This window comes from Streptosporangium heterodermiicola, from assembly GCF_051390675.1.
Classification (GTDB): Bacteria; Actinomycetota; Actinomycetes; order Streptosporangiales; family Streptosporangiaceae; genus Streptosporangium.
Genome location: NZ_JBPJSR010000008.1, coordinates 109505 through 136137 on the forward strand (window position 1 = coordinate 109505; position 26633 = coordinate 136137).

Sequence of the window (26633 nt, forward strand, 5' to 3'; positions counted from 1 at the left end):
GTCTTTCCGGTTGTGGCGTCAACCGGCCATGCGGGACCTGTCTTTCGCGGCTTTTGTCGCAGGGGGCGCGCGGAGGTGTGTGGCTCCGCCGATGGGCGGCCCTGGGCGCGGACGCCGGGCCGACTTGGGCAAAGTCCCTTTTATGTGGCAAAACGCGACAATATACGTCTTTTACGTAGTTCTTTCTTGTATGTGGCGGGAATGGCTACATAGCCGACACCTCGTACACCCTGGAGAGAACAGTGGACGCTTGGACGTTCGAGGGCCAGCCGGGCGCGCTGGGGGACACCACGGTCACGCTGGTCGAGGGCGGCTCCTTCTGCGTGTGCGCCCGCAACGGCGACATCCTCCCCGGCGGGGCGCAAGGCGTCTACCACGCCGACACCCGGATCCTGTCGCGCTGGGAGCTGCGGGTGGACGAGACGCCCGTGGAGAACCTCAAGGTCATCCCCGCCGAGCCGTACCACGCGACGTTCCTCAGCAAGGCGGCCCCCCGCCCCGGGCGGGCCGAGAGCAGCCTGCTCGTGATCAGGGACCGCTACGTCGGGGGCGGCCTGCGTGAGGACCTCACCCTGCGCAACCTGGGGAGCGAGCCCGCCGGGTGCGTGGTCGACATCCACGTCGCCTCCGACATGGCCGACCTGTTCGAGGTGAAGGCCGGACGGATCCGGCACGTGACCGACGTGGAGACGACCTCCGACAGGACGGGACTGCTGATCGTCTCGGCCTGCCGCTCGCGCGGCACCAGGGTGGTGGCCGAACCCGCGCCGTTCGCCGTGCCCGGCGTGCTCATCTTCCGGGTCGTCGTGCCCGCGCGGGGTGAGTGGACCGTGAGCCTGCAGGTCAACCCGATCCTGGAGGGCGAGGAGTCGCCCGCGTGGTTCTCCACCCACCACCCGCTGGAGCACGCGGAGCCCGCCAGGCGCCGCGCCGACTGGGAGCGCCTCAGCCCGATCATCGTCACCTCCGACCGCGTCCTGGCCCGGGTCCTGGAGCGTTCCAAGGAGGACCTCGGCGCGCTGCGGCTCTTCGAGTCCGACAAGCCGGACGAGCCGCCGACGATCGCCGCGGGCGCGCCGTGGTTCATGACCCTGTTCGGCCGTGACTCGCTGCTCACCTCGTGGATGGCTCTCCAGATGGACCAGTGCCTGGCCCTGGGCACCCTCAGGCGCCTGGCCAGGCTGCAGGGCACCGTCGACGACCCGCTGACCGAGGAGGAGCCGGGCAAGATCCTGCACGAGCTCCGTTTCGGCACGCAGACCGGCGCCTCGCCGCACGCGGGCCGCGCCTACTACGGCTCGGTGGACTCGACCCCGCTGTTCGTGATGGTCATGGGCGAGCTGCGCCGGTGGGGCATGTACGGGGAGGCCGTCGAGGAGCTCATGCCGCACGTCGACGCGGCCCTCGACTGGATCCGCAGGTCCGCGGACCCGTTCCTGTCCTACCGGCGCAAGACCGACCACGGGCTGATCAACCAGGGCTGGAAGGACTCCTTCGACGGCGTCAACTTCGCCGACGGCACCATCGCCAGCCCGCCCATCGCGCTGGCCGAGGTCCAGGGCTACGTCTACGCCGCCTACATCGCCCGCGCCCACTTCGCCCACGAGGCGGGCGACAGCGTCCTGGAGGAGCAGTGGAAGGCCCGCGCGGAACGCCTCAGGGACGCCTTCAACGAGCGTTTCTGGCTGCCGGACCGGGGCTACTACGCCATCGGCCTCGACGGCGCCGGGCGCGCGATCGACAGCCTCGCCTCCAACATGGGCCACTGCCTGTGGACCGGCATCGTCGACGAGGACCGGGCCCCCTACGTCGCCGAGCGGCTGCTCTCACCGGAGATGTTCACCGGGTACGGGGTGCGGACCCTCGCCTCCACCATGGGCGCCTACAACCCGATGAGCTACCACAACGGCTCGGTCTGGCCGCACGACAACGCCCTGGTCGCGGCCGGGCTGACGCGCTACGGCTTCACCGGCGAGGCCCAGCGGATCGCCTTCGGCCTGCTGGACGCGGCCGAGGTCTTCGGCTGGCGGCTGCCGGAGCTGTTCTGCGGGTTCGACCGGGCCGAGTTCACCTGGCCGGTGCCGTACCCCACCTCCTGCTCCCCGCAGGCGTGGGCCGCGGCGAGCCCCATCCAGCTGGTCAGGAGTCTGCTGCGCTTCGAGCCGTGGATCCCGTACGGGCGGGTGTGGCTGGATCCCGTCGGCCTGGAGGGCCTGCGGATCCAGGGGCTGCCGCTCGCGGGCTCCCGGGTCACGATCGAGGTCGGCCAGGACGGCGCCACGGTGACCGGGCTGCCCGAGGGGATCACCCTGATCAACGAGCCGCGCAGCCCGCTGACCGCCGCCCTCCGTCAGGTCCACTGACCGTCTCTCCCGCGTCCTCTTGTCCTTGATCCGTAGTGAGGTGGCCATGGTCTCGTCGAGAAACGTCCCCGGATGGTCGGAGGGCATGCGCATCCTGATGGTCGCGCCGCCCTGGTACGACGTGCCGCCCCAGGGCTACGGGGGCATCGAGTCGATGGTGGCCGGTCTCGTCGCCGGGCTGACCCGGCGCGGGCACGACATCACGCTGGTCGGGGCCGGCCGGCCGGGGACCTCCGCGCGCTTCCTGAGCACCTACGGGCGGGCGCCCTCGGAGCGGATCGGCGAGCCGATGCCCGAGGTCCTGCACGCCGCCAAGGCGTACGCGATGACCTCGAAGCTCGCGGTGGACGTGATCCACGACCACACCCTGGCCGGGCCGCTGACCGCGTCCGCGCAGCCCGTCTCGACGGTGATCACCTGCCACGGGGAGGTGGGGGGCGAGTTCGGCGAGTACTACCGGGTGCTCGGCGCCGCCGTGTCGATGGTCGCCATCTCCGAGGCCCAGCGGCGCATCGCCCCCGACCTGAACTGGGCGGGGGTGGTCCACAACGCGGTCGACGTCACGGCCTTCCCGTTCAGGGAGCGCAAGGAGGACTGGGCGCTGTGGCTGGGCCGGTTCAACGAGGACAAGGGCGCCCACCTGGCCATCGACGCCGCCCGCGCCGCCGGGCGTCGCATCCTGCTCGCGGGCAAGCTCACCGAGAAGATCGAGTACGACTACTTCGACGAGTACGTCAGGCCCCGGCTCGGCCCCGACGCCGAGTACGTCGGCGAGGCCGACACCGCGCGCAAACACGAGCTGCTGGGCGCGGCCAGGTGCCTGATCTTCCCGATCGTCTGGGAGGAGCCGTTCGGCATGGTCATGATCGAGGCGATGGCCTGCGGCACGCCCGTGGTCGCCCTCTGCAGGGGCGCCGTGCCCGAGGTGGTCGTGGACGGGGTCACCGGGTTCATCCGGAGCGACCCCTCGGAGCTCCCCGCCGCCATCGAGGCGACGGACACGCTCGACCCGCGCGCCTGCCGCTCCCGGGTGGAGCGCTTCTTCGGCGTGGAGGTGATGGCCCGCGCGTACGAGGCGATCTACCGCAGGACGATCGCCGGGCTGCCGAGGCGGGCGAAGAACGACTCGGGCAGGAACGCGGGGGAGAGCAGGGACCTGGCGATGCCCGTCAACTGAGCCGCGCTCTATGGTGGTTCGCGGCACAGAGATCAACGGGCATCGACAGGGATCGGCGGGGACCACGGCGCGGCCCGCGGGCCCCGGCCGAAGGCGGAAGGACGTCCATGGGTGAGTTCGTGCAGGTGGAGGCGGCCGACGGGGTCGCGACGATCAGGCTGGACCGGCCGAAGATGAACGCGCTCAACCGGCAGGTCCAGCTGGAGATCGCCGAGTGCGCCCGGCAGGTGGACGCCGACGACGACGTGTACGCCGTGGTCGTCTACGGCGGGAACGTCTTCGCGGCCGGGGCCGACATCAAGGAGATGGCCGGCATGTCGTACGCCGACATGGCGGTCCACTCGCAGGTCCTGCAGGACTGTTTCACGGCCGTCGCGAGGATCGGCAAGCCGGTCGTCGCGGCCGTGACCGGCTACGCGCTCGGCGGCGGCTGCGAGCTCGCGCTGTGCGCCGACGTCAGGATCGCCGGGGAGTCGGCCAAGCTGGGCCAGCCCGAGATCCTGCTGGGCATCATCCCCGGGGCGGGCGGCACCCAGCGGCTGCCCCGGCTGGTCGGCCCGGCCAGGGCGAAGGACCTCATCTTCACCGGCCGCCACGTGCCCGCCGCCGAGGCGCTGGCCATCGGCCTGGTGGACCGGGTCGTCCCCGACGAGGACGTGTACTCCGAGGCCCTCGCGTACGCCGCCCGGTTCGCGGGAGGCCCCGCCCTGGCGTTGCGCGCCGCCAAGAAGGCCGTGGACCGCGGCCTGGAGACCGATCTCGACACCGGCCTGGAGATCGAGCGCCTGCAGTTCTCGGGGCTGTTCGCCACCGACGACGCGGGGATCGGCATGCGCGCCTTCTCCGAGAGGTCGAAGGCCGAGTTCACCGGCCGCTGACCTGTCCGCCGACGTAGGTGGAGCTTGTAGGGATTGGTCCTGGATGATCGATGATTGCCGGTATCGTGCCGGGTTATGGTGCGGTTGGTGAAGCGTGCGCTGGTGCCCGCCCCGCTGCGGCGGGCGGTTCTCGGCTGGTTCGACTCCCGGTACATCTCCAGGGCCGACCACCGGCAGGACGTCAAGGACGCCCTCTGGGAGGTCCAGACGCTGGCCAGGGAGGTCACCGCGCTGCGCGCGGAGGTCGTCGAGCTCCGCTCGCGGGTGGCAGGGGTCAAACTCGACCCGGCGCGGGCCGGGCGCTGGGACGACGCCCACCGGCTCGCCCAGGAGACCGCCGTGGCGCTGGACGGGGTGCTCCAGAACGAGGTGCTGCTCTGGCAGGCCGTGGACCGCGCCACCGGGCGCGAGCCGGGCACAGGTGGCGCAGGAGGCGTTGTGAGCAGGGGTACGGCGGGCAGGGGAGACACGGCGTGAGAGTGGCCTGGACGGCCGACGGAGGCACCTGGCGCCTGGAGTTCCGGCTGGACCCCGAGGACGGCGTCACCGGCCACTGCGCCGACGGCGCGGCCCTGAGGCTGGCCACGAACACCTTCAGGGCCGAGCTGCCGCGAGCGCCGCGCGACATCCACCCGGACCTGCTCGCCCTCACCGCGTGGACCGTGGTCGCGCCGTGGACCCGGCGCCGCGTCATCTTCGACCGGCCGATCTCGCCGGAGCTCGCCGGGGCGATCGGCGACGGCTGGGGGATCGAGGCCGGTCCCGCTGGAACGCGACCGCGCTCCGGGGACAGGCTGGCGATCTCCTACAGCGGCGGGGCCGACTCGGTCGCGGTGGCCGCGATGCTGCCCGACGCGCCGTTCGTGCACTTCCAGCGGGTCTCCCACCCGCGCGTGCCCAACCGGTGGACCCACTACCGCTCCGACGTCCTGGCCTCGCTGGCGGAGAAGACCGGCCGCGAGCTGACCGTCGTCCGCTCCGACCTGGAGTTCACCCTCGCCGAGCCCCGCCCCGGCTACCCCGAGCACCACGCGGTCGCCGCGGGCGCGCTGCTGCTGGCCGACGAGCTCGACCTGGGCGGCCTGGCCTTCGGCTACGAGCTGGGGTCGCGCTGGCTGGGCGGCGCCCGCTACATCCACCGCTACACGCCCGACAACCTGATGTGGGCCCCGCACGGAGCCTGGGGGCGGGCGTTCGCCGCCGCCGGGCTGCACATCGTGCTCCCGGTGGGCGGGGTGAGCGAGGCCGTCACGATGCGGCTCGCCCTCGGCTCCGACCTGCGCGGGCAGCTCCGCTGGTGCCTGCGCGGGGTGGGCGGCCCCTGCGGGACCTGCGGCAAGTGCCTGTACAAGGAGCTCATCCAGGCCGCCGTCGAGCGCCGCCCGCTCCGCACCACGATCACCGCGGGCCGCCCGGTCGCCCGCAAGTGGCAGCGGCCGCCCCCGTACGGGGGCCAGGAGATGATCGAGTACGGCTGCGCCCGGGTGCCCGGCATCGAGGACACGGTCTTCGCCGCGGCGGCGCGCCACCTCGGGGCGACCGAGGCGTCCACCGCCTGGCTGGACCGCTGCTACCCGCCCGCGGTCGCGGAGATCCCCGAACCGTGGCGCAAGCAGGTTCACGACTTCGTGGACGGGGAGATCGGTTTCATGAGCGAGGAAGAGGCACGGCGCGTCGAGACCTGGGGCATGACGTGAAGGTCTACGTCTCGGTCGACATGGAAGGTGTCACCGGCCTGACCGACCCCGAGGAGATGCACGCCGGGGGCCGGGGCTACGAGCGCGGCTGCGAGCTGATGACCGGTGACGCCAACGCGGTCGTCGGGGGCCTGTTCGACGCCGGGGCCACCGCCGTGCGCGTCAACGACGCCCACGGCTCGACCAAGAACCTCAGGATCGACCTGCTCGACGAGCGGGCGACCCTGCTGCGGGGGCCCGGCAAGCCGCTGCGGATGGGGCAGGGGCTGGACGCGAGCCACCGGGCGGCCTGCTTCGCCGGATACCACGCGCGGGCCGGTGTCCAGCACGGCGTGCTCAACCACACCTGGATGGGCAAGGAGATCCACAACGTCTACCTCAACGGCGAGGTCTGCGGGGAGACCCGTCTCGTCGCCTCCTTCGCCGGGACGCTCGGCGTCCCCGTGATCCTGGTGACCGGGGACGAGGCCGTCTGCGAGGAGGCGAGGGAGCTGCTCGGCGACGTGGAGACCGTAGCGGTCAAGAAGGGCATAGACAGGTTCGCCGCCGAGCTCCTGCCGCCCGCCGTCGCCCACGCCCGCATCCACGAGGCCGCGGCCCGCGCGCTCGACCGGGTGGCCGACTTCCGCCTCTGCGCCCCCGAGCCGCCGTTCACCCTCGGCGTCGAGTGGAACTCCACCGCCATCGCCGCCGGATGCGCGATCATCCCCGGGGTGACGGCGGCGGGCCCGAGGCACACGGAGTTCACCACCGACGACTTCTCGCAGATCATGGCCCTGCTGGGGATCTTCGCCACGATCGGCGGCCATATCGCCTGCGGCAGCGGCGCGTACGGCTGACCCTTGACGACCCCCGTGAGTGACGAGACAGGTTCACCCCCCGCGGCCGAAGTCGATACCAAGACCGCACCCGGTACGGGAGCGGGCCTGACGCGCAGGGCGCTGCTGGTCGGCGTGGGCGCGGCCGGGGGAGCCGGGGCGATGTTCGCGGCCATGGGCGCGCTCGGCCTCGCGCCCGAGTCCCAGGACAGGAACTTCACACCCCCGCAGCGCTCCGACTTCTCCCTCACCGGCAAGGGGGCGGCCAAGGTGGTCGTCCTCGGCGCGGGCGTCGCCGGGCTGACCTGCGCCTACGAGCTGGGCAAGGCCGGGTACGACTGCACGGTCCTGGAGGCGTCCGGCCGGGTGGGCGGCAGGAACCTCACGCTGCGCGCGGGCGACCGGCTCGACGAGCTGGGCGGCGAGACGCAGACGGCGGAGTTCCAGGAGGGCGTCTACTTCAACGCCGGGGCCGCGCGGATCGCGCCCTGGATGGTCACCATGGACTACTGCCGCGAGCTGGGCGTCCCCGTCGAGATCTTCGTCAACAACAACGCCTCCGCGTACGTCTACACGCGGGGCATGACCGCCCCGGCCCGCGCGCGGGCGGCCCGCGCGGACCTGTACGGATACGTCGGGGAGCTGCTGGCCAAGGCGAGCAACGCGGGCGCGCTGAACCGCCGTCTCACCGCGGACGACCGCGAGCGGCTGGAGGAGTTCCTGCGGCGTTTCGGCGACCTCGGCCCCGACCTCGCCTACCGGCGTGACTCCAGGCGGCGGGGCTTCGAGACCTATCCCGGGGTGGGCGAGGGCGTCTCCGTGGGCGCGGCCTCCTCGCTGCGCGACGTGCTCGCGGCGGGCACCGGCAGGTACGTCACCATGGACTTCGGCTACGACCAGGTCATGCCCATGTTCCAGCCGGTGGGCGGGATGGACACGATCACCGGCGCGCTCGCCGACGCGGTCGGCCGCGACCGGATCAGGACGGGCGCGCCGGTCACCGGGATCAGGAACCTGCCCGACGGCGTGGAGGTCACGCACCGGGACGGCACCGGGGACAACGCCGGGACCGGCGTCGTCCGCGCCGACTACTGCGTCGCGACCCTGCCGCCCCACCTGTTCGCGCGCCTGCCGCACAACCTCGGCACCCCGGTCACCACCGCGCTCCGCACGCCCGTACCCGTCCCCGCCGGAAAGATCGGGCTGGAGTACGGGAGGCGCTGGTGGGAGATCGACGACCGTATCTACGGCGGCGCCTCCGAGACGGACCTGGACATCACCCACATCTGGTATCCCTCCTACGGCTTCCACTCCCGTGGCGGCCTGGTGGTCGGCTACTACAACGTCGAGGAGAACGCCGAGGTCTACACCGGCCTCTCCCACCGCGAACGACGGAACCGCGCGCTCACCCAGGGCAAGAAGATCCACGGGGAGAAGTACCGTGCCGAGCTGCGCTCCAGCGTCTCGATCGCCTGGGGGCGCCAGCCGTACATCGAGGGCGGCTGGGCGAGCTGGCCCTCCTTCGGGAGCGACTACGCCCTGCTGCGGCGCCCGGCGGGCCGGGTCTACTTCGCCGGGGACTGGCTCTCGCACCTGACGGCCTGGCAGGCCGGTGCCATGGAGTCCGCGCGCAGGGCGGTCACCGATCTGCATCACCGGGTGCTCCAGACGCCCTCCTGAGTGTCGCCCCGCCGCCGTAAAGTCTCCGGTGCGAGAGAATCTCCGAAGGAATTCCCAGGGAGGCGAGACGGCGATGGCGATCGGGACGTTGGACTGGACGAGCGCCGCGGGGCGGCCGGACCTGCTGGCGGAGCCGGTGGCGCGGGCGATCGGCGAGTTCGGTGAGCTCGCCGGGGGCGGTGAACCCGGTGGGATCACCGTCGCCGAGATCGACCCGGAGCTGGCCGACACGGCGGCCTTCTGCGAGCGCTACGGCGTGGGTATGGGCGAGTCGGCCAACTGCGTGATCGTGGCGGCCAGGCGCGCGGGGGAGACCCGCTACGCGGCGTGCATGGTGCTCGCCACCACGAGGGCCGACGTCAACGGGGTGATCCGGCGCCATCTGGACGCGCGGAAGATCTCGTTCGCGCCGATGGACGACGCGGTCGCGCTGACCGGCATGGAGTACGGCGGGATCACCCCGCTCGGGCTGCCCGAGGACTGGCCGGTGCTCGTCGACGAGGCGGTGGCGGCCCACCCCGAGGTCGTGATCGGCAGCGGCGTCCGGCGCTCCAAGCTGGCCGTGTCCGGCTCCCTGCTGGCCGGACTGAAAACCGCGCGGGTTCTCCACCTGGCGAACTGAAGCGGAAATGAGATTAAGTGAGAGCGGGAATCGGGAAACCGTCGGGGTTCTATGAACGTTATTCAGTCGGAAAATGTGGCCCGATGGTTCATCTCGTGGGCGAGGTCTAAGCCGATATGGTGCTTCATGCCATGAATCAGGACGACCGATTGGGCCCTTACCGGCTGCTGCGGCGGCTCGGTGAGGGCGGTATGGGCGTGGTCCACCTAGCCGTCGACCCGCAGGGCCGGCAGGTGGCGGTGAAGGTCCTCCGCGCCGAGGTGGCGGGCGACGACGTCGCGCGCCGCCGTCTTTCGCGCGAGGTCGAGACGATGCGCCGCGTGCGCAGCGAGTACATCGCGGAGGTCCTCGACGCCGACGTGACCGGCCACCGCCCCTACATCGTGACGCGCTACGTCGCGGGCAGGCCGCTGGACGAGGTCGTCAAGCAGGACGGCCCGATGGAGCTGCCCGCGCTGCTGCGGGTCGCGCACGGGGTGGCGTCGGCGCTGGCCGCCGTCCACTCGGTCGGGGTGATCCACCGCGACCTGAAGCCCGGCAACGTCCTCATCCTGGACGGCGAGCCGGTCCTCATCGACTTCGGCATCGCGCAGGCCGTCGACGCCACCCGGCTCACCCAGACCGGCATGTTCATCGGCACCCCCGGCTACCTCGCCCCCGAGATCATCGAGGGGCACGAGGCCGGGCCCGAGGTCGACGTGCACGCCTGGGCGGGCACCCTGGTCTTCGCCGCCACCGGCCTGCCGCCCTTCGGCAAGGGCACGCTGGAGATGATCTTCTACAACATCACCGCGGGCAAGGCGAACGTCGACGCCGTTCCCCAGGCGCTCCAGCCGGTCCTGCGGGCCGCGCTCCAGCGCGACCCGGCCAGGCGGCCCGCCGCCGCCGACCTGGCGGCGCGGGTGGCGCGCCTGCTGCCCCGCCCCGGCACCGGCCCCGGCAGGCCCCGGGTGCCCGACGAGATCACCACGGTCGCGGAGTTCGACGACCCCGCCCCCGGCTCCCGCTCCCCGGGCGCCTCCGGGTCCTCGGGCGCCTTCGGCGCTCCCGGCGGCCCCGGCGCTCCGAGCCCGCGCGTCCCCGGGCGCCAGGGCGCCGCGGTCGACGGGCCGGGCGACGTGCCCACCCCCGTCGCGTCACGCCCCGCGGTCCAGCGGCCCACCTCCTGGCCTCCCGCCCCCGTGGTCCAGCCCCAGGAGTACGTCTCGCTGCTCGGCGAGGAGCAGCCCGACCCGTGGCCCACCCGCCGGGTGACGCCCGAGGAGCTGCGCCAGGCCGCGGCGGCCCAGCAGGCCGCGTACGACCTGCCCACCGGCATGCTCGCCCCCGAGGACGTCCCCACCCGCACCCCGAGCGCCGTCCCGGGGCCCGTGCCCGGTCCTTCCGCTCCCGCCGTCGGCGACCAGCAGGCGGCGCGGGCCGACGACGGCGCCACGGCTCCGGTCTCCGACGGGGACATCCCCACCCAGCGGGTCCGCCCCCAGGACCTGCAGGAATACATCCGCCAGTACACCGACCAGCCGGGCCGGCCGGGTCAGCAGGGACAGCAGGGCCGCTCCGGCCAGCAGGCCCAGCCGGGCCAGCAGGGGCAGCAGAGCCAGCAGGGCCGGTCGCCGCAGCCCGGTGGCCAGCCCCCGCCTCCCTACCCGCAGCGGCAGGCCCCGTTCGACCAGCAGCGGACCCCGAACGTCCGCACCCCCACGCCGCCCCCCTACCCCTATCCGCATCCCCAGCAGCAGCACGGCCAGCACGGCCAGCACTCCCAGCAGGCTCAGCAGCCCGTGCCGTCGGCGCTGCACCCCGGCCAGCGTCCGGGGCACGCGTTGCAGCGTTCCAAGGCGTACGGGGTGGCGAGCGTGCTGATGCTGGTCATCATGACGGTCGCGGCGGTCATCGCCCCGGTGATCGTCGCCGCGCTGGTGATCCCGGTGGCGATCCTGCTGCGCGCCGCCGACATCGCCCAGCCGGCGCTCAACTCCAGGAGGGCCGCGGGCGAGGCGGCGGCCGACGTCTTCCGGGTGTTCGGCCAGCCGGCCGCGCTCCTGAAGTCGATCGGCATCACCGTCGCCCTCGTGCCGTACGCGCTCATCCTCGGCCTGCCGGTGACGCTCCTGCTCGCGGTGCTGGCCGGGGGCATGCCGGAGACCAACGCGCTGAGCTGGGGGACCGCCGTCGCGCTCTGGACCGTCTGCGCCGGACCCGGCGTGGAGGGCCCAAGCCGCCAGATGCGACGTACGCTGGCATCACTGCTGCCGTCACGCGGCGCGGCCATCGTCGCCGCCGCGGGGCTGGCGGTGGTGGCGGCGCTGATGGTCTTCCTGGCGATCGGCACCGTGGGAGACGCGGCACGACGGGCGGTGTGGACACCGGTCGACGTCGGAACGGTGGTGCAGGAACTGAAGGACCTACGAAAGAAGGCGGCGTGATGACCGGGGACACGCGGGCGCCCGAGCGGCTGGGTCCGTACCGCCTGCTCAGGAAGATCGGCGAGGGCGGCATGGGCGTCGTCCACCTCGGGCTCGACGAGGACGGGCGCGAGGTGGCCGTCAAGGTCCTGCACCCGCACGTGGCCGCCGACCTCAAGGCGCGCGACCGGCTCACCCGCGAGGTGGAGACCATGCGGCGGGTGCGCAGCCAGCACGTCGCCGAGGTGCTCGACGCCGAGCTGACGGCGAAGCAGCCCTACATCGTGACCCGGTTCGCCCCGGGGCGCACGCTGGAGGAGACCGTCCTGGAGGACGGCCCGCTCTCCGACGGCCAGATCATCCGGCTGGCGCAGGGCATGTGCGCGGCGCTGGTGGCCATCCACGCCGCCGACGTCATCCACCGCGACTTCAAGCCGTCCAACGTGATGATCGTCAACGGTGACCCGCTGGTCATCGACTTCGGTATCGCGCACCTGGTCAACGCGACCCGGCTCACCCAGACCGGCATGTTCGTCGGCACCCCCGGCTATCTCGCCCCGGAGATCATCCGTGACTCCGAGATCACCCAGGCGGCCGACGTGCACGCGCTGGCCTCGACGGTCTTCTTCGGCGCGACCGGCAAGCCGCCGTTCGGCACGGGCAGCTTCGAGGTCGTCTGCTTCAACATCATGGAGGGCCGGGCCAACGTCGACCTGGCTCCCGCGTGGCTGCGCGGCTGGCTGCGGCGGGCCCTCGCCGTCGACCCCGTCGCCCGGCCGTCCGCGACGGAGCTGCACCGGATGGCCCGCGCCCTCGACCCGAGGGTGACGGCCTTCCACGAGACGCCGCCCACCTCTGTCCTCGACAACGGCGGGACGAAGGTCCTCAACACCGACGGCACCAGGGTCCTGGACGGTCAGGCCCCGCCTCCGTCGCCGTCCCCGTCCGCGCCGTCGTCGCCGCCGCGTGGCGGCACCCGCGCGCTGCCGCAGGACGGCGGTTACGCCGACCTGCTCCCGCCGGTCGAGTACGCCAAGCCGGAGCGGCGCGAGCGCAGGCCCAGGCAGGAGCAGGGCCAGGGGTCCGCCGCGACGGCCCCGCCCCCGTACGTCCCGGCCTCCAAGCCGCCGCCCTACGTCCCCGCGCCGCCCTCGGCGCAGGCCAGGGCCGCGGCCCCGCCGCCCTTCGCCGACCAGCGGGTGGCCGGATACCCGGCGCCGCCGCCCACCGGTCAGGCGCGCCCCTACCCGCCGCCGGTCCAGGCGCGGCGCGAGGCCCCCACCCAGGACCGGCACGCCCCCGCGCCCCGCACCCCCCCGCAGGAGCGCTACCGCGCCGCCCACCCGCTGGCGTCGGCGCTGCTGCTCACGATCCTGGTCGCGCTGGCCTGCGTGCTGCCGGTGGTGACGAGCGTGTTCGCGCTCGCCGCCGCGCTCTGCCTGCGCGTGGGCGAGCACCTCTTCGGGGACCTGGCCCAGCGCCGCTCCATCCGGGGCAGCAGCGCCAGTGACCCCCTGCTCGCGGTGCTCGGCACCCCGTGGGCGCTGATCAGGTCCGCGTTCGGGACGCTGGTCACCGGGCTGCTGTCCGCGATGTTCGGCATGTGCGTGTGGGGGTTCCTCGTCTACGCGGGGGACATGAACAAGAACTTCGCGGCCGCCTACGCCGCGGGTGCCTTCGTGGCCGGGCTGTTCGTGCTGCCCGGCGGCGGCAAGCCCCGCAAGGCCGTCGCCCGCGCGCTGAGCGGGGTGATCCGCAGCCCCGGCGCGGGCATGGTGACCACGATCGTGCTGGGCACGCTGGCGTTCTTCGCGGTGATGGCGGCGTTCAGCGTGGTCCCGTCCTTCTCCCCGTGGCGTAACCCGACCGTGGTCGTCAACGAGCTCACGGAGCAGTGGCGGCAGTCGGCGAACGAGGGCGCGATGGGCGCGCTCGACCTCATCGGCGGTCTCTTCGACGAGTTGATGAAGAGCCTCGGCCTCGGATTCCTGACATTCTGGAGATAACGGTCCCGACGGCGGGTCTTCGACGGTCGCCGACCGGTGCGCGATCGCCCTCTCTGCGGCACGATGGAGGGGACCCGCCGGAAGGAGTCGCATGGTTGCGCCGGACGGTGAACGTCTTGGCCCCTACCGCCTGCTGTCGAGACTGGGCGCCGGAGGTTTCGGCGAGGTCCACCTGGCGCTGGATCCCCAGGGGCGCACGGTGGCGGTCAAGATCCTGCATCCCCACGTCGCGGCCGACGAGACGGCCCTGACCAGGCTGGCCCGCGAGGTCGAGACCATGCGGCTGGTCCAGGGCCCGAGGGTCGCCGAGATCCTGGACGCCTCCCTGGAGGGGGCCCGCCCCTATCTGGTCACCCGTTACGTCCAGGGCCGCCCGCTCGGCGCGGTGGTCACCGCCGACGGGCCGGTCACCGACGACGATCTCGTACGGCTGGCGCGCGGCCTGGCCGAGGCCGTGGCCACCGTGCACGCCGCCGGGGTGGTGCACCGCGACCTCAAGCCCGCCAACGTGATCCTGACCGACGGGGAGCCGGTCGTCATCGACTTCGGCATCGCCTCCGCGCTCGACTCGCCCTCGGTCACCGCCTCGGGGGCCGTGCTCGGCACGCCCGGCTACCTGGCGCCCGAGGTGCTGGAGGGCGCCGAGGCGGGGCCCGAGGCCGATATCTTCGCCCTCGGGGCGACGCTGGCGTACGCGTCCACGGGACGGCACCCCTACGGCACCGGCCCGGCGTCGGCGATCGGCTACCGCGTCGTCCACCACCCTCCCGACCTCGACGGCGTTCCCGGCTGGCTGGGGCCGACGCTCGGCGAGTGCCTGCTGCGCGACCCCGAGGCCCGGCCGTCCGCGGACAGGATCGTGACGCGGCTGGGCGGCACCCCCGTCGCGCGCCCCTCCGGGCACCGCCGCGACACCGCCGACGCCCGGAGGGGCGCCCAGGCCGAGGGCGGGCGGCACCGGCCGGCCGCGTTCCGCGACCCCCCGCCGTTCGCGGGAGCGGGCTCCCCGGACTTTCCGGACGCCGTGGCGTTCCGGGATCCCGCGCTGTTCCCGGAGTCCCTGTCCCGGGACGTCCCGGTGCCGAGGAGCAGGCCGCCCCAGGGCGCCGCGAACCCAGCGAACCCAGCGACCCCGGCGGACACCGGGATGCGGGATCTCGGCACCCGGGAGTGGCGGCCGGGGCAGCGGCGCCCGGCGACGGGACGGCCCTCGCCTGAGGAGGCCCGCGAGCGCCGCAGGGTCGTCCTGCACCGCCGCTGGGTCGTCGGCACCGGCCTGCTCGTCGCCCTGACGGCCGCGACCGCGCGGGAACCGCTGCCCGAGGTGGCGCTGCTGCTCCTGACCGGGTACGGCTCGGTGATGCTCGTCGACGCGGGTATCGCCCTGTTCGCCCGCCGGAACCGGGGGCGCATGATCCTCGACCTGGCGGCCGGAGCGGGGGCCGCCGGGCTGGCGGCGCTCCTCAGCACGTTCTTCAGCACGTTCACCCTGGCTCTGGTTCTGGGGACCGTCGTCTTCGTCCTGATCGCGATCCTGGTGGCCAGCTGAGCCTCACCGGGGCCGGGACCCGCGCCGCGTGCGTGGCGCGGAGCTCGCACGCGAATACCGGAATATAGTTCGGTATGGTAGGGGTGGCGGTCCTTGGGGAAGGTCACGGCCGCTCGGCGCGACCCGCCCAACCTGGTGGTTTGCGCCTAAGCTACTGATGGGTAACATGATGACGGGGGGCCGGGACGGTCACACACCGACCGGGCCACCCGCTGCCACACCGCCCGAGGGCACCTGGCAGTCTTGGCAGCGCGTGCACGTACCCCGCGTGCACGTACCGCATCCGGCGTCAACCGCGGCGACGCGGTGGCGCGGGCGAACACGGGAGGTCGGCCACCGGCCATGAACATCGTCGTCTGCGTGAAGCAGGTCCCCGACACGGCGACCGAGCGCAAGCTGAAGTCCGATGACAATACGCTCGACCGCGACGCCGCCGACGGCGTCATCAACGAGCTGTGCGAGTACGCGGTCGAGGAGGCGCTGCGCCTGAAGGAGGCCCACGGCGGTGAGGTGACCGTTCTCACCATGGGTCCCGCCAAGGCGAGCGACACCATCCGCAAGGCCCTGGCCATGGGCGTCGACAAGGCCGTCCACCTGGTGGACGACGCGCTGCACGGCTCGGACGCCCTGGGCACCTCCCACGCCCTGGCACAGACCCTCAAGAAGATCGGTTTCGATCTGGTCGTGCTCGGCTCGGAGTCGACGGACGCCCGCACCGGGGTCCTCGCCGCGATGCTGGCCGAGCGCCTCGGCGTGCCGCAGCTCACCTTCGCCAATCAGGTGCAGGTCGACGGGGGCGCCATCTCCATCCAGCGCGTCACCGACTACGGCTACGACAGGGTCGAGGCCTCGCTGCCCGCCGTCGTCTCCGTCGTGGAGAAGATCAACGAGCCGCGCTACCCGTCCTTCAAGGGCATCATGGCCGCCAAGAAGAAGCCGGTCGAGAAGCTCGGCGTCGCCGACGCCGAGATCGACGCCTCCCAGGTGGGCCTGGCCAACTCCTGGAGCGAGGTCGCAGACTTCGCGGTCGCCCCGCCGCGCGCGGCGGGCACGGTCGTCAAGGACGAGGGCGACGGTGGCGTGAAGGCCGCCGACTTCCTCGCGTCGAAGAAGTTCGTCTGAGAGCGGGGGTTAGCTGGAATGTCCGAGATTCTCGTTCTGGTCGAGCACGTCGAGGGCCAGGTCAAGAAGGTCACCCTTGAGCTGCTGACGCTCGCCAGGAAGCTGGGCACCCCGTCGGCGGTCTGGACGGGCGAGGGCTACTCTCCCGAGGCCCAGGCCAGGCTGGCCGAGTACGGCGCGGAGAAGATCTACCTGGCCGACTCCGCCGAGGTCAGCGACTACGTCGTGGCGCCCAAGGCGGAGCTGCTCGCCCACCTCGTGGGCGAGACGTCGCCGGCCGCGGTGCTCGTCGCCGCGACGGCCGAGGCCAAGGAGATCGCCGGCCGTCTCGCCATCAAGATCGACTCCGGTGTGCTCACCGACGTCGTGGGCATCGAGGACGGCCTGGTCGCCGACCAGTCCATCTTCGGCGGCGGCATCAACGTACGGTCGCGCGTGACCAAGGGCACCCCGATCGTCGCGGTGCGCCCCAACGCCACCCCGGTCGAGGCCGCCGCGGGCGCGGGCGCCGAGGAGCGCGTCGCCTTCACCGTGTCCGACGCCGCCAAGGGCGCCAGGATCGTGGAGCGGGTCAAGGAGGAGAAGGGCGCGCGCCCGGAGCTCACCGAGGCCGCGATCGTGGTCTCCGGTGGCCGGGGCGTCGGCTCGGCCGAGAAGTTCTCGATCATCGAGGACCTGGCCGACTCGCTCGGCGCGGCCGTCGGCGCCTCCCGCGCCGCCACCGACGCCGGCTGGTACCCACACCAGTTCCAGGTCGGCCAGACCGGCAAGACCGTCTCGCCGCAGCTGTACATCGCGGCGGGCATCTCCGGGGCGATCCAGCACCGGGCCGGCATGCAGACCGCCAAGACGATCGTCGCGATCAACAAGGACCCCGAGGCGCCGATCTTCGAGCTCGCCGACTACGGCGTCGTGGGCGACCTGCACCAGATCGTCCCGCAGCTGACCCAGGAGGTCACCAAGCGCAAGTGACCTGGATGGGTCACGACAAGGGGGTACGGGCACGATGTGCCCGTACCCCCTTGTCGGTCCGCGGGTCCGCCTAGGTCAGGCCGCCATGGAGAGCTCGCGCCTGGGGGTCTCCAGCGGGACGGCGATCGCGCGGGAGCGGGGCAGGAACCACGCGGCCACGGCGATCAGCACGCCGAGCACCACGGCGATGCCGAGGCCCACCCTGAGCGTGACCAGGTCGGAGAGGAAACCGATGATCACGGGGCCGAGCAGCAGTCCCGCGTAGCCCATCGCGCCGGTCTGGGCGATGGCCGGTCCGGGATCGCCGGTCGCGCCGCCCGCCAGGGACATGGCCATCGGCGAGACCGTCGCCACGGCCATGCCGACGAACAGCATGGCCGAGACGGCGATCGGTGCCGTGGGAGCCGTGAGGACCACTCCGAAGGTCGCGGCGGTGGCCAGGCCCGAGGCGACCATCATGCCGCGGGCGCCGAAGCGGGCCCGGACGCGGTCACCGGTGAGGCGCCCGGCCAGCATGCCCGCCTCGAAGACCGGGTAGCCCAGGGCGGCGAGCGCCTCCGGGGCGCCGAGCACGTTCCGCAGGTAGAGGCCGTTCCAGTCGGCGACCGTACCCTCGACCATGAACGCGCAGAAGGCGATCACGCCGAGAAGGTAGACCACCGGAGGCATCCGGCGCCGTGCCGGACGCTCCTTGCCCGGGCGGCCGACGCCCGTCACCGGGTCGGGCAGGTAGGAGCGGCTGACGAGGGCAGCCACGGGGAGCGCGAGCAGGGCGACCAGGGTCAGGTGGACCGTGATCGAGAGTCCCGCCGCGATCGCCGCGGTGCCCAGCAGCCCCGCGGAGATCGCGCCCACGCACCAGCCGGCGTGCATGCCGTTCATCAGCGGGCGGCCGTAGGCGCGCTCGACCGCCGATCCCTGCGCGTTCATCGCGACGTCCACCGCGCCGAACGCCATGCCGAACAGGCCGCTCGCGGCCAGGACCAGGGGGAACGACGGCGCCACCGCGAGCAGCGCCAGGGTGATCGCGGTCAGCGGAGCCGCGACCCGCAGGATGCTCCGGCTACCGAAGCGCGTCATCACCCCGCGCATGGACTGCATGGTGACGAGCGCTCCCAGCCCCCACACGAGGAGGGTGGCGCCCACCGATGCCTCGGACAGCCCGAGTTTGTCGGAGAGCGCCGGAATGCGCACGGTCATCGATCCGCACAGCAGGCCTGCGAGCACGAATGTGAGAACCGCTCCGGTTCGAGCCGCTCTCAGGTCGCGGGTCATGACTCAATCCCTTCAATAAATGTTTTGACAAACCGGGGAGCGGGCACACCAAAGTCGGTCGCTTTCGCGCGTGCGAAAGCGACCACCAATCCTTGTGAGTGCTTCCCCTGGTCAGGTGAATGATCAGACGGGTTCCCGCTGCCGGGCGCGTCGCGGCGCCGAGATGATCAAGCAGGTGGTGCCGTCAGGTGGACGGTGCGATCAGGCGGACAGGGCGTTCAGGCGGGCAGCAGGGCCAGCAGGCGCCGTTTCAGGATCTCGAAGTGCTCGGCGTCGTAGAGGTCGGGGTCGTGGCTCGCCACGTCCCACAGGCCCTCGCAGGCCAGGCGCACGATCTGCGCCGCCTCCGGGTCGGGCTCGCTGTCGAGCCCCTCGCGGTGCCAGCGGGCCATCGCCACCCGGAGCGGAGCCAGAAGATAGAGGTTGCCGGAGGCCCCGGTCACCACGGCCCAGCGCCGCAGCCTGCCGCTCTGCACGGCGGCGAACGTGGCCGCCAGATAGTTCTTGGTGTAGGTGCCGTGGCCCTGGACCGCGACGAGCTCGTCGAACTCCTCGATCAGCCGCTCGACCATGCCCTTGATCAGGGCTTCCTTCGTGCCGAAGTGATAGAGAAGGCCGCCCTTGCTGCATCCGGCGCGCTCCGCGACGGTCGCCAGGGTGAGCGCCTGGGAGCCCTGGTCGCAGAGCAGATCCTCTGCCGCGTCCAACAGCTCTTCCCGTCTCATGGCCGTTACTGTACCGTCTGGACGGTTTAGTGGTCAACTCCGGGGATCAGGCCCTCCGCGGGCGCGGATACGCTTGGAAGGTTGACAGCGAGTTGGGGGAGGGGAATGCGGCCGTGAAGTCCGCCTATCTCGATCATGCGGCGACCACGCCGATGCTTCCCGAGGCGATCGAGGCGATGACAGCCCAGCTCGTCCGGGTCGGCAACGCGTCCTCCCTGCACGCCACCGGCCGCCGCACCCGCCAGGTCGTGGAGGAGTCGCGGGAGACCATCGCCGCCGCGCTCGGTGCCAGGCCCAGCGAGGTCGTCTTCACCGCGGGCGGCACCGAGGCCGACAACCTCGCCGTCAAGGGCCTGTACTGGGCCCGCCGCGCCGGGGGTGCCGACAGGATCCTGATCAGCGCGGTGGAGCACCACGCCGCCCTGGACCCCGCGCACTGGCTGAGCGCCCACCAGGGCGCGACCGTCGAGCCGCTGGAGGTCGACGAGCTCGGCCGGGTGCACCCGGGGACCCTCCGCGACGCCATCGAGCGCGACCCGAAGAGCGTCGCCCTGGTCAGCGTCATGTGGGCCAACAACGAGGTCGGCACCGTCCAGCCCGTCCACGAGCTCGCCGCGATCGCGGGGGAGTTCGGCATCCCCTTCCACACCGACGCGGTCCAGGCCGTCGGCCAGCTCCCCGTGGTCTTCGCCGACTCGGGGGCCGACGCGCTCACGCTCTCCGGGCACAAGGTCGGCGGCCCGATGGGCGTCGGCGCCCTGCTGCTCGCCCGGGGCGTCGACCCGGTGCCGGTGCTGCACGGCGGCGGCCAGGAGCGCGACGTCCGCTCCGGCACGCTCGACGCCCCCTCCGTCGCAGGATTCGCCACGGCGGTGCGGGCCGCGGTGGCCCGGCAGGCCGAGAACTCGGCCCGGCTGACCGGGCTCCGCGACGACCTCATCCGCCGGGTCCGCCAGGCGGTGCCCGATGTGATCCTCAACGGCGACCCGGTGAACCGCCTTCCCGGCAACGCCCACTTCTCCTTCCCCGGCTGCGAGGGCGACGCCCTGCTCATGCTCCTGGACGCCAAGGGCGTGGAGTGCTCGACGGGCTCGGCCTGCTCGGCGGGGGTGGCGCAGCCCTCCCACGTGCTGCTCGCGATGGGCGCCGACGGGTTCAGGGCGCGCGGCTCGCTGCGCTTCTCCCTCGGTCACACCTCGACCGAGGAGGACGTGGACCGGCTGGCCGAGGTCATCGGCCACGTCGTCGAGCGCGCCCGCCGCGCGGGCCTGAGCTGAGCCGAGCGCGTCCGCCGGGCAGGCCTTGAGCTGAGTCCGAGCGCGCCCGCCGCGCGGGCCTGAGCTGATGTGCCGTACGGGGGCCGTCGCGGGTCTGAGCCCGATCTCTGAGGCCGGTCCCGGGTGGCGCGGACCCTGCTCCTTCCGGCCTTCCGTTCTCCCGCGGGACTTCCGCGGGGCGGATCGGCGGATGGTTCCGGGCCTCCCGGCCCGACGGGGTGGGCGCCGACGCGGGTACGCTCAGGGGGTTATGAGTCTTCGTGTGCTTGCCGCCATGTCCGGTGGCGTCGACTCCGCCGTGGCGGCCGCCCGCATCGCCGAGGCGGGCCATGACGTCACCGGTGTCCACCTCGCCCTCTCCGCCAATCCCCAGTCCTATCGGACCGGCGCCCGCGGGTGCTGCACGGTCGAGGACTCGCGCGACGCCCGCCGTGCCGCCGACGTGATCGGCATCCCCTTCTACATATGGGACATGGCCGAGCGGTTCCACCGCGACGTGGTCGAGGACTTCGTCAGCGAGTACGCCGCCGGGCGCACGCCCAACCCGTGCCTGCGCTGCAACGAGAAGATCAAGTTCGAGGCGGTGCTCGACCGGGCCCTCGCGCTGGGCTTCGACGCGGTGGCCACCGGGCACCACGCGCGCGTCGCGGACGGCGTCCTGAGCCGTAGCCCCGACCAGGGCAAGGACCAGTCGTACGTCCTGGGCGTGCTCACCAGGGAGCAGCTCGGCCGCGCGATCTTCCCGCTGGGCGACTCCACCAAGGCCCAGGTGCGCGAGGAGGCCGCGCGGCGTGGCCTCATGGTGGCCGACAAGCCCGACAGTCACGACATCTGCTTCATCGCCGACGGCGACACCCGGGGCTTCCTCGCCGACCGCCTCGGCGCGGAGCGGGGGCCGATCGTCGACGAGTCCGGCGAGGTCGTGGGCGGCCACGAGGGCGCCTACGGCTTCACCGTCGGCCAGCGCAAGGGCCTGCGCATCGACCGCCCGGCCCCCGACGGCCGCCCGCGCTACGTGCTGTCCATCGAGCCGGTCTCCAACACGGTCACCGTCGGCCCGCGCTCGTCCCTCCAGGTCACGACCGTCGTCGCGGAGCGGCCGGTCTGGAACGGCCCGGCGGAGGAGCCGCGCGAGCCGCTGGCCTGCACGGTCCAGCTTCGCGCCCACGGAGAGGTGTACGGCTGCCGCGCCCAGCTCTCCGGCGGGGAGGTCCACATCACACTGGACAGCCCGGCCACCGGGGTCGCGGCGGGCCAGGCGGCGGTGCTGTACCTCGGTGACACCGTGATCGGCTCGGCCACCATCGCCTCGGCCTCCTGAGCCCGTTCTCCGGGCGCGTTCTTCGGGCGCGTCCGGCCGCGCCGGGGCGTTGAGCGTCGCGGCTCCAAGGCGCGGCTCCAAGGCGCGGCTCCAAGGCGCGGCTCCAAGGCGCGGCTCCAAGGCGCGGCCCTAGGGCAGGGTGACCGACTCGCCGGGCGTGAGGCGGCGCATGTCGGCCTTCTGCCTGTCCGACTCCATCTCCAGCCACATGTCGACCAGGCGGAGCCCGATGTCGTTGAGCAGGCCGTCGTGGGTGGAGAAGGCGCGGGCGGGGCGGACCTGGCGGAGATACTCCACCATCTCCGACGCCTTCATCCACGGCGCGTTGGTCGGCACCAGGAGGGTGGGCACCTCGACACCCGGCGGGGTGAACGCGTCACCCGGGTAGAAGACCTCCTCGTCCACCAGGAAACCGACGTTGCGTACGATCGGCAGGTCCGGGTGGTTGGGAGCGTGCCACTCGCCGACGACCCTCACCCCGAAACCGGCCGTGTCGAAGGTGTCGCCGTGCCGTACGACCTGGATCTTCGCGGGAACGTCGGTGAGCGCGGCGGCCACGCCCTCGTTGGTCCAGATCCGCAGGGACGGGTCGGCCTCGGCCGCCCGGCGCAGCCGGTCGGCGTCCACGTGGTCGAAGTGCTCGTGGGTGATGAGTACGGCCCGCGCCCCGTCGAGCACGGACTCCCCGCTGAAGGAGCCCGGGTCGATCACGAGGGCGGAGCCGTCCTTCTCCAGGCGGACACACGCGTGCCCGAATTTCGTGAGTCTCATCCCCTCACTTTATGGGCGTGCCGGATCATGGTCCCGTGGGGGGCGGCACCGTCGCGCCCTCGTTCCGGTCTCCGGCGGCGATGCTGTGGAGCAGCCGCGCCAGCAGGCCGGAGAGCTGCTCGCGCTCGGCCGCCGACAGGCCGGAGAGCATCCGTTCCATGCCGCGGAGGTGGTCGCCCACCGCGCCGCCGACGAGTTCGCGTCCCTCGGGGGTGAGCCGTACCCGTACCCCGCGGCCGTCGGAGGGGTCCGGGGCGCGGACCAGCAGGCCCGCCGACTCCATGCGGTCGACGCGGTTGGTGGTCGCGGCGGGTGAGAGCAGCATCGAGGAGGACAGGGCCCCGGCCGACAGTCCCTCGGGGACCCCGGAGCGGTACAGGGTGGCGAGCACGTCGAACTCTCCCCGGTTGAGGCCGTGGGCGCGCAGGGTCGCGGCGATGGCGGCGCCCGCGAGGGTGTCGGCACGGGTCAGGCGGCCGAAAAGGGCCATCGGCCGCGGGTCCACGCCGGGCATCTCCCTGTTCCACTGCTCGATCATCCGCTGGACACCGGCGTCCGGGTCTTCCATGCGCGCTCCTCACGTCTCGGTCCCAATAGTTTGACATCGAAATACCTGGGTGCAACTATTTCTACGTCGAAATTATTTGAGAGGATCACCATGAACGACGCGCAGCGCAACGCCCAGGCCGTACGGGATCTCTACGACGCCCTCGGCGCGGGGGACCTGGAGAGCGCGGGCAGGGCGCTCACCGCCGACTCGGTCCTGCACGTGCCGGGGCGAGGTGCCAACACCGGCGACTACGTCGGCCGCGACGCCGTCCTCGGCTTCGTCGCCCACGCCTTCACCGTCACCGGCGGCACCCTCAAGCTGACCGTGCACCGCGTGCTGTCGGACGACGAGACGGCCGTGGCCCTGACGACCTACACCGCCTCCAGGCCCGACCGTGACCTCCCGCTGGAGAACAACCTCGCCCACGTCATGACGATGCGCGACGGCAGGATCGCCGAGGGCTGGTTCCACAGCCGCGACCAGTACGAGGTCGACGCCTTCTGGGGCGATGAGACCGCCTGAGCCGGGCGTACCCGGACCGTGGTCTCAAGGGGGGCTCCGGGGAAGCGGGGGTGTGCCCGGGAGACCCGTCCCGCGGGTCCGCACCGGGGCGTACGAGGGCGTGATCCAGGGGTTTCGCGGAGCGGGGCCGGAGGGTGGGGCGCGGCGCTCGGCGGGGCGAGGCCGAGAGGCGGAACGCGCGGGAGGCTGCCGGGAAGGGTGCCCCCCGCGCGGTCCGGTCAGGTGATCACGGGCGGCGCGGTGCCGCCGTCACCACCCCAGATGTCCTCGTCCTCGGTGAGCCAGGTGGAGCGTTCGCGGTCCTGGTTCCCCTCGCCCGCCGCGCCGCCCATCGGCATGAACGGCATGCCGCCCATGCCCATGCCGCCGCGGCCGTCGGCCCGCAGGCCACCGGCACCGCCGAAACCGCCGCCGGTCCCGGTGGTGCCGCCGTTGCCGACCCAGGAACTCGGCCCGGCGGGGCCGTTCTGGCCGAACGTGGTGGGGCCCGCGCCCCCTCCGCCGCCACCGCTGTAGGTGGGCAGGCCGATACCGGTGCCGGGGCCCGTCCCTGTCCCGGGACCGAGTCCCGTGCCGGGGCCGAGCCCGGTGCCGGGGCCGAGTCCCGTACCGGGACCGCCCGGCACGGTGGGCTCGAAACCGGCCAGCTTGGTGTTGCGCGGATCGTTCGGGTCCAGGCCCGGGTTCGGGTTGTTCGGGTTGTTCGGATTCAGGACCGCGGGGTCGGTGGAGAGTCCGGGCGGAATGGTGCCGCTCCCCGGCGGGCCGCCCGTACCGGGATCGCCGACGCCGGGGACACCGGGGACGTTCGTGCCGGGACCGCCCGGATAGGCCGGGTTGGAGACGCCGGGATAGTCGCCCACGCCCGGATAACCACCCCCCGGGCCGCCCGGATAACCGCCGCCACCGCCACCCGGATAGTTGACGCCGGGGTAACCGCCGCCTCCCGGGTAGCCGCCGCCGGGATAACCGGCACCGCCGGGGTAGCCCCCGCCGGGATAGCCGCCACCCGGGTAGCCCGGGTAGCCCTCGGTGCCGCCCGGGTAGTTCTGGGTGGTGAGCGGAGGGGTGGTCGCGCCGCTCAGCTGGGGCAGGTCCTTCTCCACGGTCGCGGGAATGCTGTTGTAGAGGTTGACCAGCTCCTGGTTGAGCGCCATCAGGTCCTCACGGGCGAAGTCGTTCGTCGACTTGTTCGTGAAGAGATACGTGTCGCCGATCTTCCCGGTGGCGATGTCGTCCCCCGGGAGGAAGTCGACCGCGTCGAGGAACCCTCCCATCGACGGCCTGTTGACGGCGTACTCGATGTACTTGGGAAGGACCTCCCTGCCGTAGTGGGTCAGTGGTTGCCCGAGCTGGCCGCAGCGGGTGGCCAGCTCGTTGACCGTCTTGTGGACCAGCTGGAGCGCGTTCTGCGCCTCGACGGAGGCGTCGCCGCTCCAGACCTGGGCGAGTTCGCCGGCCACCTGCCTGATCAGGAGGTGGCTGTCGCGCAGTGTGCCCGCCGCGGAACTGTAGGCGTGGCCCGCGTCCTCGATGGCCCGCGGGTTGGTGGCCTCCAGCATGGCCTTGATCTCCTCGGCGCTGTAGCCGCTGTAGTGGCCGCGGCTGCCGATTCCCGGAGTGCCCTCACCGTCGAACTTGATGTGGTGAAGCGCGTGGTCGTTGCCCATCTCCTCAGCTCGTCTTGTTCGTGGTGCTGGCCTGCTCGGCGTTCTGGTAGTTGTAGGCGGCGGCCCGCAGCAGCTCGATCGCGGCCCGGTACTTGGCGACGGTGTCCTGATAGACCGCGCCGATCTTCACGTGGGCCTTGCCCGTTGTCCTGGCGAGGTCCTTGGCGGTGTCCCAGGTGCCGAAGTGGGTCTCGGTCAGGTTGGTCATGGACCGCATGTCCTGCAGGGCTCCCTCGTTCGAGCCCTCCAGGCGTGCGACGTCCTCCTCCAGAGCCTTGAGGAGCTGCTTGATCCGGTCACGCTTGATCTCGACGGCCGGGCGGTTCTTGTCGAGGCCGGGCCAGGGCGACGAGCCTCTGTCTCTGTCGTCGGGAGCTGCCATGCCTCTCTCCCCTTTGCTGAGGGGCCGCGGCACCGCCGCGACCCGGTTGGTTCTCCCCGGTGAGGTGGGGCCCCGGCACCGCCGTGACCCGCTTCGTTCGCGGGATCAGCGCCCGTCGAACATCGTGACGTTGACCTTCTCGGTCGTCGCGAAGTTCTCCCTGCCGATCTCGATGACGCCACCGAGGCGCTGGAGCAGCGCGGCCATCCGGCCGGACGCCGCGTCCCACTGGGCGCGGGCGCCGTAGTAGGCCGTGCGCGCGTCACCCTCCCAGTCGCCGAGCAACCGGTCGAGGTCCCCTTCCAGGTTCTGGAGGGTGCCCTCCAGCATCTGCCACTGCCGGGCGAAGTCGCCGGCAGAGCGGTCCATCTGGCCGAAGTCGACAAGAGTGCGGTCGAAGTCGCTAGCCATGGTGATCCCCGTTTCCGAATCCGTCAGCTGTTGATGTCGGCCCCGAGCCGCCTGGACACGGCGGTCTGGTTCTCCTGGGCCGTCTCGTAGTTCTTCTGGATGTTCTTGAGCTTGATGGACAGGCCTTCGAGCTCGCGCAGGATGTTGGTCATCTCGGTGCTCCAGGCGTTGAACACGCCGTCGAAGGAGACCGCGGACTGGCCGTCCCAGCCGGAGCGCAGCTCGCCCCGGTGACCTTCGAGCTGGGTCTTGATCTGGTTGATCGTGGTTTTGGCGTCGTCGGTCTTCTGTGACGCCTCGCCAAGCCGCGAATGATACGCGGAGGTCTTCTGAACCACGTGACACCTCCATGGTGTTCGACTGGCATGGGACTTTCGATCATTACAAAGTGGACAGCCGTTACGTCTCTCACCAATAACGAACAGATGTACCGTTGGTAA

24 protein-coding genes are annotated in these 26633 nt (G+C 72.2%); 16 read left to right on the forward strand and 8 right to left on the reverse strand.

Annotated elements, in window-relative coordinates; genetic code table 11:
* The first annotated feature begins 242 nt into the window (after window positions 1-242).
* From ACSC1Q_RS18985 to ACSC1Q_RS19045, 13 genes are all read left to right on the forward strand, one after another.
* Complete coding sequence (locus ACSC1Q_RS18985; protein WP_436760038.1) at window positions 243-2363, forward strand: amylo-alpha-1,6-glucosidase; 2121 nt, start codon at window positions 243-245, stop codon at window positions 2361-2363.
* Between the two features lie 85 nt (window positions 2364-2448).
* A complete protein-coding gene (locus ACSC1Q_RS18990; RefSeq protein WP_436760039.1) occupies window positions 2449-3540 on the forward strand; it encodes a glycosyltransferase family 4 protein in 1092 nt (363 codons plus the stop codon).
* Window positions 3541-3647: 107 nt separating this feature from the next.
* The gene (locus ACSC1Q_RS18995; RefSeq protein ID WP_436760040.1) at window positions 3648-4418 is read left to right on the forward strand and encodes an enoyl-CoA hydratase/isomerase family protein; all 771 of its coding nucleotides are present in this window, start codon (window positions 3648-3650) and stop codon (window positions 4416-4418) included.
* An 87-nt stretch (window positions 4419-4505) separates the two neighbouring features.
* On the forward strand, window positions 4506-4895 hold the full coding sequence (locus ACSC1Q_RS19000; RefSeq protein WP_436760041.1) for a hypothetical protein: 390 nt from the start codon (window positions 4506-4508) through the stop codon (window positions 4893-4895).
* Window positions 4892-6115, forward strand: a complete 1224-nt coding sequence (locus ACSC1Q_RS19005) for a DUF6395 domain-containing protein (protein WP_436760042.1) — start codon at window positions 4892-4894, stop codon at window positions 6113-6115. Before ACSC1Q_RS19000 ends, ACSC1Q_RS19005 begins: the two co-directional genes overlap by 4 nt.
* Window positions 6112-6954 (forward strand): M55 family metallopeptidase, encoded by an 843-nt coding sequence (locus ACSC1Q_RS19010; RefSeq protein ID WP_436760043.1) that lies wholly within the window; start codon window positions 6112-6114, stop codon window positions 6952-6954. The genes ACSC1Q_RS19005 and ACSC1Q_RS19010 overlap by 4 nt, the downstream gene beginning before the upstream one ends.
* A gap of 15 nt (window positions 6955-6969) precedes the next feature.
* A complete protein-coding gene (locus ACSC1Q_RS19015) occupies window positions 6970-8613 on the forward strand; it encodes a flavin monoamine oxidase family protein (protein WP_436760044.1) in 1644 nt (547 codons plus the stop codon).
* 73 nt (window positions 8614-8686) lie between these two features.
* Window positions 8687-9235, forward strand: a complete 549-nt coding sequence (locus ACSC1Q_RS19020; RefSeq protein ID WP_436760045.1) for a YbaK/EbsC family protein — start codon at window positions 8687-8689, stop codon at window positions 9233-9235.
* A 131-nt stretch (window positions 9236-9366) separates the two neighbouring features.
* Window positions 9367-11661: a serine/threonine-protein kinase gene (locus tag ACSC1Q_RS19025; RefSeq protein ID WP_436760046.1), complete on the forward strand. Its 2295-nt coding sequence runs from the start codon at window positions 9367-9369 to the stop codon at window positions 11659-11661.
* A complete protein-coding gene (locus ACSC1Q_RS19030; RefSeq protein WP_436760047.1) occupies window positions 11661-13646 on the forward strand; it encodes a serine/threonine-protein kinase in 1986 nt (661 codons plus the stop codon). The genes ACSC1Q_RS19025 and ACSC1Q_RS19030 overlap by 1 nt, the downstream gene beginning before the upstream one ends.
* A gap of 91 nt (window positions 13647-13737) precedes the next feature.
* Entirely contained in the window at window positions 13738-15195 is a 1458-nt protein-coding gene (locus ACSC1Q_RS19035; protein WP_436760048.1) for a serine/threonine-protein kinase, read from the forward strand.
* A 342-nt stretch (window positions 15196-15537) separates the two neighbouring features.
* Window positions 15538-16317, forward strand: a complete 780-nt coding sequence (locus ACSC1Q_RS19040; protein WP_436760049.1) for an electron transfer flavoprotein subunit beta/FixA family protein — start codon at window positions 15538-15540, stop codon at window positions 16315-16317.
* Between the two features lie 18 nt (window positions 16318-16335).
* Complete coding sequence (locus tag ACSC1Q_RS19045) at window positions 16336-17289, forward strand: electron transfer flavoprotein subunit alpha/FixB family protein (RefSeq protein ID WP_436760050.1); 954 nt, start codon at window positions 16336-16338, stop codon at window positions 17287-17289.
* Between the two features lie 75 nt (window positions 17290-17364).
* Here ACSC1Q_RS19045 and ACSC1Q_RS19050 read toward each other — a convergent pair whose 3' ends face one another.
* On the reverse strand, window positions 17365-18564 hold the full coding sequence (locus ACSC1Q_RS19050; protein ID WP_436760051.1) for an MFS transporter: 1200 nt from the start codon (window positions 18562-18564) through the stop codon (window positions 17365-17367).
* Between the two features lie 218 nt (window positions 18565-18782).
* Entirely contained in the window at window positions 18783-19289 is a 507-nt protein-coding gene (locus ACSC1Q_RS19055) for a TetR/AcrR family transcriptional regulator (protein ID WP_436760052.1), read from the reverse strand.
* A 113-nt stretch (window positions 19290-19402) separates the two neighbouring features.
* Here ACSC1Q_RS19055 and ACSC1Q_RS19060 point away from each other — a divergent pair, with 113 nt between their 5' ends.
* Together ACSC1Q_RS19060 and mnmA are read left to right on the forward strand one after the other, a co-directional pair.
* Window positions 19403-20566: a cysteine desulfurase family protein gene (locus ACSC1Q_RS19060; protein ID WP_436760053.1), complete on the forward strand. Its 1164-nt coding sequence runs from the start codon at window positions 19403-19405 to the stop codon at window positions 20564-20566.
* A 250-nt stretch (window positions 20567-20816) separates the two neighbouring features.
* The gene (mnmA, locus tag ACSC1Q_RS19065; protein ID WP_436760054.1) at window positions 20817-21887 is read left to right on the forward strand and encodes a tRNA 2-thiouridine(34) synthase MnmA; all 1071 of its coding nucleotides are present in this window, start codon (window positions 20817-20819) and stop codon (window positions 21885-21887) included.
* A gap of 129 nt (window positions 21888-22016) precedes the next feature.
* Here the strand turns inward: mnmA and ACSC1Q_RS19070 are convergent, their stop codons facing one another.
* Both ACSC1Q_RS19070 and ACSC1Q_RS19075 read right to left on the reverse strand, forming a co-directional pair.
* A complete protein-coding gene (locus tag ACSC1Q_RS19070; RefSeq protein WP_436760055.1) occupies window positions 22017-22658 on the reverse strand; it encodes an MBL fold metallo-hydrolase in 642 nt (213 codons plus the stop codon).
* Window positions 22659-22683: 25 nt separating this feature from the next.
* Complete coding sequence (locus ACSC1Q_RS19075; protein WP_436760056.1) at window positions 22684-23226, reverse strand: MarR family winged helix-turn-helix transcriptional regulator; 543 nt, start codon at window positions 23224-23226, stop codon at window positions 22684-22686.
* Between the two features lie 90 nt (window positions 23227-23316).
* Between ACSC1Q_RS19075 and ACSC1Q_RS19080 the strand changes: the two genes are divergently transcribed.
* Window positions 23317-23730 carry a nuclear transport factor 2 family protein gene (locus ACSC1Q_RS19080; RefSeq protein WP_436760057.1) on the forward strand — a complete coding sequence of 138 codons (414 nt, stop codon included), beginning with the start codon at window positions 23317-23319 and terminating at the stop codon, window positions 23728-23730.
* Between the two features lie 218 nt (window positions 23731-23948).
* Here ACSC1Q_RS19080 and ACSC1Q_RS19085 read toward each other — a convergent pair whose 3' ends face one another.
* From ACSC1Q_RS19085 to ACSC1Q_RS19100, 4 genes are all read right to left on the reverse strand, one after another.
* On the reverse strand, window positions 23949-25400 hold the full coding sequence (locus tag ACSC1Q_RS19085) for a WXG100 family type VII secretion target (RefSeq protein ID WP_436760058.1): 1452 nt from the start codon (window positions 25398-25400) through the stop codon (window positions 23949-23951).
* A 4-nt stretch (window positions 25401-25404) separates the two neighbouring features.
* Window positions 25405-25782 (reverse strand): hypothetical protein, encoded by a 378-nt coding sequence (locus ACSC1Q_RS19090; protein WP_436760059.1) that lies wholly within the window; start codon window positions 25780-25782, stop codon window positions 25405-25407.
* Between the two features lie 105 nt (window positions 25783-25887).
* Window positions 25888-26193, reverse strand: coding sequence for a WXG100 family type VII secretion target (locus ACSC1Q_RS19095; protein ID WP_436760060.1), 306 nt, complete (start codon window positions 26191-26193; stop codon window positions 25888-25890).
* 23 nt (window positions 26194-26216) lie between these two features.
* The gene (locus ACSC1Q_RS19100; RefSeq protein ID WP_344746036.1) at window positions 26217-26531 is read right to left on the reverse strand and encodes a WXG100 family type VII secretion target; all 315 of its coding nucleotides are present in this window, start codon (window positions 26529-26531) and stop codon (window positions 26217-26219) included.
* Window positions 26532-26633 lie beyond the last annotated feature (102 nt).